Source organism: Mesorhizobium sp. WSM4841, from assembly GCF_055811515.1.
Genome location: NZ_JBVVQC010000070.1, coordinates 2,501 through 6,352 on the forward strand (window position 1 = coordinate 2,501; position 3,852 = coordinate 6,352).

At 54.8% G+C, this 3,852-nt stretch carries 1 tRNA gene and 2 rRNA genes; all 3 read left to right on the forward strand.

Annotated features, from left to right (window positions below):
• The first annotated feature begins 245 nt into the window (after positions 1-245).
• The 3 genes from AC0L14_RS34545 to AC0L14_RS34555 all read left to right on the forward strand — a co-directional run bounded on the left by AC0L14_RS34545 (position 246) and on the right by AC0L14_RS34555 (position 3,796).
• A 23S ribosomal RNA gene (locus tag AC0L14_RS34545) occupies positions 246-3,064 on the forward strand.
• 295 nt (positions 3,065-3,359) lie between these two features.
• Positions 3,360-3,474: ribosomal RNA gene (gene rrf, locus AC0L14_RS34550) — 5S ribosomal RNA — on the forward strand.
• A 245-nt stretch (positions 3,475-3,719) separates the two neighbouring features.
• A tRNA-Met gene (locus AC0L14_RS34555) sits at positions 3,720-3,796 on the forward strand.
• Positions 3,797-3,852: the final 56 nt, after the last annotated feature.

The window sequence follows — 3,852 nt, forward strand, 5'->3', positions numbered from 1 at the left end:
CCCGAAAAAGGGGTGTGATTTGTCGCGGGAGACGCTCAATCTCCCGCATATGATGGGTTTGCCTAACCGCACCCTCGAACCGATCTCGAGAAGCTGGTCTTTTTGTGCCAATGACTCCGTGCAACCCGTAGGGTTGTCACGCAAGCCAAGTCCTGCACAGGATTTGGTTGAAGCGACGATCTCTTCGAGATCGCGCTGGGCGACGATCTCTTCGAGATCGCGCGGTGGGTATTGGCAATGAGAACGATCAAGTGTCTTAAGGGCAATTGGTGGATGCCTTGGCATGCACAGGCGATGAAGGACGTGATACGCTGCGATAAGCTACGGGGAGGTGCGAATACCCTTTGATCCGTAGATTTCCGAATGGGGAAACCCACCTAAGGTGCTTGGAAAATCAGAGCAGCCAGTGGTCGACAAGGCCAACTTGCTGCTGTGGTTTCCAAGGATCTGTAATAGGTAACTTATCCTGAATACATAGGGATAAAGTGGCGAACGCGGGGAACTGAAACATCTAAGTACCCGTAGGAAAGGACATCAACCGAGACTCCGGCAGTAGTGGCGAGCGAACCCGGACCAGGCCAGTGGCGATGATGAGACAAGCGGAACCTTCTGGAAAGTAGGGCCATAGTGGGTGACAGCCCCGTACGCGTAATGCAAATCATCGTCCTCGAGTAAGGCGGGACACGTGAAATCCTGTCTGAAATTGGGGGGACCACCCTCCAAGCCTAAGTACTCGTGCATGACCGATAGCGAACTAGTACCGTGAGGGAAAGGTGAAAAGCACCCCGACAAGGGGAGTGAAAGAGTACCTGAAACCGATTGCCTACAAACAGTGGGAGTCCAAGGTTCGTCCTGGGTGACCACGTACCTTTTGTATAATGGGTCAGCGACTTAGTGTGACGAGCAAGCTTAAACCGCTAGGTGTAGGCGCAGCGAAAGCGAGTCTGAACAGGGCGTTCAGTTCGTCGCATTAGACCCGAAACCGAGTGATCTAGCCATGAGCAGGTTGAAGGTAAGGTAACACTTACTGGAGGACCGAACCCATAACTGTTGCAATAGTTCGGGATGACTTGTGGCTAGGGGTGAAAGGCCAATCAAACTCGGAAATAGCTGGTTCTCCGCGAAATCTATTTAGGTAGAGCGTCGACCGAATACCCCAGGGGGTAGAGCACTGGATGGGCTAGGGGTCCTCACCGGATTACCAAACCTAACCAAACTCCGAATACCTGGGAGTACTAGTCGGCAGACACACGGCGGGTGCTAACGTCCGTCGTGAAAAGGGAAACAACCCTGACCTACAGCTAAGGTCCCCAAGTTATGGCTAAGTGGGAAAGGATGTGAGGATCCCAAAACAACCAGGATGTTGGCTTAGAAGCAGCCATCATTTAAAGAAAGCGTAACAGCTCACTGGTCTAAATAAGGGTCTTTGCGCCGAAAATGTAACGGGGCTCAAGCCATACACCGAAGCTTAGGGTTCGTGAGCAATCACGAGCGGTAGCGGAGCGTTCTGTAAGCTGATGAAGCCATACCCGTGAGGGGTGGTGGAGGTATCAGAAGTGCGAATGCTGACATGAGTAACGTAAGGGGAGTGAGAGACTCCCCCGCCGAAAGTCCAAGGGTTCCTGCTTAAAGCTAATCTGAGCAGGGTTAGCCGGCCCCTAAGTCGAGGCAGAAATGCGTAGACGATGGGAACCACGTTAATATTCGTGGGCCTGGAGGAAGTGACGGATCATTGAGGTAGTCCAATCTTATCGGATTGAACGGGCTGCTGCGTGGTTCCAGGAAATAGCTCCTCCTTATAGACCGTACCCGAAACCGACACTGGTGGACTGGTAGAGTATACCAAGGCGCTTGAGAGAACTATGCTGAAGGAACTCGGCAAATTGCACGCGTAACTTCGGAAGAAGCGTGACCCTTTCCACGCAAGTGGAGGAGGGTGGCACAGACCAGGGGGTAGCGACTGTTTATCAAAAACACAGGGCTCTGCGAAGTCGCAAGACGACGTATAGGGTCTGACGCCTGCCCGGTGCTGGAAGGTTAAGAGGAGGGGTGCAAGCTCTGAATCGAAGCCCCAGTAAACGGCGGCCGTAACTATAACGGTCCTAAGGTAGCGAAATTCCTTGTCGGGTAAGTTCCGACCTGCACGAATGGCGTAACGACTTCCCCGCTGTCTCCAGCATAGACTCAGTGAAATTGAATTCCCCGTGAAGATGCGGGGTTCCTGCGGTTAGACGGAAAGACCCCGTGCACCTTTACTATAGCTTTACATTGGCATTCGTAGTGGCATGTGTAGGATAGGTGGTAGGCTTTGAAACCTGGGCGCCAGCTCAGGTGGAGCCACCCTTGAAATACCACCCTTATCACTATGGATGTCTAACCGCGGCCCGTTATCCGGGTCCGGGACAATGTATGGTGGGTAGTTTGACTGGGGCGGTCGCCTCCTAAAGAGTAACGGAGGCGCGCGATGGTGGGCTCAGAACGGTCGGAAATCGTTCGCTGAGTGCAATGGCATAAGCCTGCCTGACTGCGAGACTGACAAGTCGAGCAGAGACGAAAGTCGGTCATAGTGATCCGGTGGTCCCGCGTGGAAGGGCCATCGCTCAACGGATAAAAGGTACGCCGGGGATAACAGGCTGATGACCCCCAAGAGTCCATATCGACGGGGTTGTTTGGCACCTCGATGTCGACTCATCGCATCCTGGGGCTGGAGCAGGTCCCAAGGGTATGGCTGTTCGCCATTTAAAGCGGTACGTGAGTTGGGTTCAGAACGTCGTGAGACAGTTCGGTCCCTATCTGCCGTGGGTGTAGGAATATTGAAAGGATCTGTCCCTAGTACGAGAGGACCGGGATGGACGGATCTCTGGTGGACCTGTTGTGGCGCCAGCCGCATAGCAGGGTAGCTATATCCGGACGGGATAACCGCTGAAGGCATCTAAGCGGGAAACCCACCTTAAAACGAGTATTCCCTGAGAACCGTGGAAGACGACCACGTTGATAGGCCGGGTGTGGAAGAGCGGCAACGCTTGAAGCTTACCGGTACTAATAGTTCGATCGGCTTGATCGTTCTCATTCCTTATGCCCATCGCCAGCGCAATCCTTCGGATTGCGCCGAGATGGTCTGTTCTCACTCACGCTTGTTCCGCCCTGCGGGCGGCGCTACGTGGGTGCGGCGCATCGGCGCCGACGGTCGGTCGACCTTGCGAAGCTTCGCTTCGAAAGGCGCCAAGACCAAAAGAACGGTAAAGGCACACATAAGACCAGCGAACAGCTCAGAGAGAGCAGAAAATAGGGTTCCCTATTCGCTACTCACTATTGGCTATTCGCTCAAAAAGCTTCTCGAGCAACGTGCGCTTTGCCGACCTGGTGGTTATGGCGGAGCGGCTGCACCCGATCCCATTCCGAACTCGGCCGTGAAACGCTCCAGCGCTGATGGTACTTCGTCTCAAGACGCGGGAGAGTAGGTCGCTGCCAGGTCTGCAAAACGCACGTCGCAAAAATCCAAATCTTCTCCTTACCAAACAGGCCCGCCAATCGGGAACTCGGGCCGCGCAAGCGGCCCTTTCATTTGGCGAAACTTGTACCTAAGTAAAGCGCTGACTTGCTTGAAAAGTTGACGCGGGGTGGAGCAGCGCCCCGTCCGCCCGCAAAGGCCGAAGGCCTCGAGGACGGACAAACCAAAAAGTCCGGGCTGCCCGGCCGGCATTCGCCGTCAAAGTTGACGCGGGGTGGAGCAGCCCGGTAGCTCGTCAGGCTCATAACCTGAAGGTCACAGGTTCAAATCCTGTCCCCGCAACCAAATCCACAAAACGGCCCGCCTCGCGCGGGCCGTTTTGCGTTTGCGGCCTGGCGCGG